Genomic DNA, 2,242 nt, shown 5'->3' on the forward strand with positions numbered 1-2,242 from the left:
CGCTTGCCCTGGTGCTCACTGCGACTGTCCTGGCACTGGTTGTCGCCATTCCGCTGGGGGTCATTGCCGGTCTGGCGCCGGCCTTTGATCGCGTGGTTGATCCTTGTCTGGATTTGCGCTTGCCCTGGTGCTCACTGCGACTGTCCTGGCACTGGTTGTCGCCATTCCGCTGGGGGTCATTGCCGGTCTGGCGCCGGCCTTTGATCGCGTGGTTGATCCTTGTCTGGATTTGATCCAGACGATGCCGCCCTACATCTACCTGCTGCCGGCCATTGCACTGCTCGGCTACGGCCCTGCCACGGCGCTGTTGGCGACTTTTATCGTCGCGCTTCCCCCTGCGCTACGACTGACCTCCCTGGGTATTCGCATGACACCCAAGGAGTTCATCGAGTTGGGAGATGCCAGCGGCGTGACTGGAATGAAGATGTTTTTCAAGATCCGCTTACCGTTCGCCATGCCCAGCATCATGGCCGGTATCAACCAAAGCCTGATGATGGCGTTCGGTATGGTCGTCATCGCCGGCATTGTGGGTTCGGGTGGTTTGGGCGAGKCGATTTACGGTTCCATCCGTACGTTGGATATCGCCAAGTCGATCAACGCGGCCATCGCTATCGTTATCCTGACCATGATCCTGGATCGTCTGGCGCAGAGTGCTGCACAGGCGCGGGTGAGGGCTTCCCAATGACAACGCACATTCAATTTTCTCCAGGCGATTACCTGGCTCCCGCCGTTGACTGGCTGAACACTAATTTACATGGATTGTTCAAAGGGATAAGTCAGGTCATTGAGGCGGTACTCGGTGCAGTGGAGGGGGCGCTGCTTGCTCCCCATCCGTACTTGTTCATCGGTATTGTCGTCGTTGCGGCCTTCTTTTTTGCCAATAAACGAGTCGCTGTTTTCGCTGCGCTGATGTTGGTTTTCTGTTTGTTCGCTGGCCTTTGGGGCGCGTCCATCCAGACGATTGCGCTCGTCAGCGTGTCGGTCCTGATCTCTGTTGCCATTGCCTTCCCGCTGGGGGTTCTGGCCGCCCGGGTGAAGCGTATAGATGAAGCGTTGCTGCCGATTCTGAACATCATGCAAACGGTGCCGCCCTGGGTATACCTGATCCCCGCAGTGATGCTGTTCAGCTTGGGACGGGTGCCCGCAATCATCGCAACGATTGTTTACGGCATCCCGCCGATGCTCAGATTGACGACCCTGGCCTTCAAGCAACTGCCCAAGGATCTCCTTGAGTTGGGCCAGGCATCCGGTGCTTCACCTAAAGACATTCTGTTCAAAATTGAACTGCCGACTGCTGCACCCACACTGTTGGTAGGCCTGAACCAATGCATCCTCATGTCGCTGGCGATGGTGGTGCTGGCAGGCTTGGTGGGGGCGGGCGGCCTGGGGGCTGAAGTTACCCGTGGCCTCTCCAGGATGGAGATGGGATCAGGCCTTCGAGCGGGCCTGGCCATTGTCGCTATTGCGCTGCTGTTGGATCGACTGTCACGGGGCGCGTTGCAGCGTCACTCCCCCAGCAAACTCCTTTGAAAGGGCATCAGTATGAGGCGCAGCTTTTTTTGCATTGATTCGCACGCGTGCGGCAACCCGGTTCGGGTTGTAGCGGGCGGAGCACCGCTGATGCCCTCCGTATCGATGGCGGAGCGACGCGATATTTTCGTGCGTGACCACGACTGGGTACGCACCGCATTGATGTTCGAGCCTCGGGGACACGACATCATGTCTGGCGTCATTATTTATCCATCGGTACGTGACGACTGCGACTTCGGTGCGTTGTTTATCGAAGTCAGTGGCTGCCTGCCGATGTGTGGAGCGGGCACCATCGGATTATCGACCGTGGTCATTGAAGAGGGCTTGGTGACACCTCGCGAGCCGGGAAAACTGGCGATTGAAACACCGGCGGGACGGGTCGATGCCGAATACACCCTGGGCGGCGAATTTGTTGAGTCGATTCGCTTGTTCAACGTAGCCAGCTACCTGCACAGCGCCGATGTGGTGGTGCAAGTACCTGGTATTGGTACGTTTACGGTGGACATCGCCTACGGCGGGAATTTCTATGCGGTGGTCGAACTACAGGAGTGCTGGACTGGATTCGAAGGGCAGACGACGGCTGACATCGTGGGGTTGAGCCAGAAGTTGCGCGCAGCGCTCTCTGCCATTTGTGACCCTGTGCATCCAGAGAACAGCAGAATCAGTGGTGTTCATCACATCATCTGGTGTGACAATCCACAGAGCAGAACCG

Annotated in this window: 2 protein-coding genes and 2 pseudogenes; all 4 read left to right on the top strand. The window is 57.7% G+C overall.

Annotated features, from left to right (window positions below; translation table 11 throughout):
• A pseudogene (locus ACXRVY_RS25080) lies at positions 1-233 on the top strand (hypothetical protein); the annotation flags it as partial.
• Positions 119-685: pseudogene (locus ACXRVY_RS25085) on the top strand (ABC transporter permease); the annotation flags it as partial. The pseudogenes ACXRVY_RS25080 and ACXRVY_RS25085, both read left to right, overlap by 115 nt.
• Positions 682-1,530: an ABC transporter permease gene (locus tag ACXRVY_RS25090; RefSeq protein WP_457265842.1), complete on the top strand. Its 849-nt coding sequence runs from the start codon at positions 682-684 to the stop codon at positions 1,528-1,530. The pseudogene ACXRVY_RS25085 and the gene ACXRVY_RS25090, both read left to right, overlap by 4 nt.
• Positions 1,531-1,542: 12 nt before the next feature.
• Positions 1,543-2,242: proline racemase family protein (locus tag ACXRVY_RS25095; RefSeq protein ID WP_458238530.1), on the top strand; the 700-nt coding region annotated here is incomplete at its 3' end.

The sequence above is a fragment of the Pseudomonas sp. P5_A2_2 genome, from assembly GCF_054177685.1.

Coding starts and splice junctions, on each gene's coding strand:
- ACXRVY_RS25090 (WP_457265842.1), top strand. CDS start 682: ATGACAACGCACATTCAATTTTCTCCAGGCGATTACCTGGCTCCCGCC.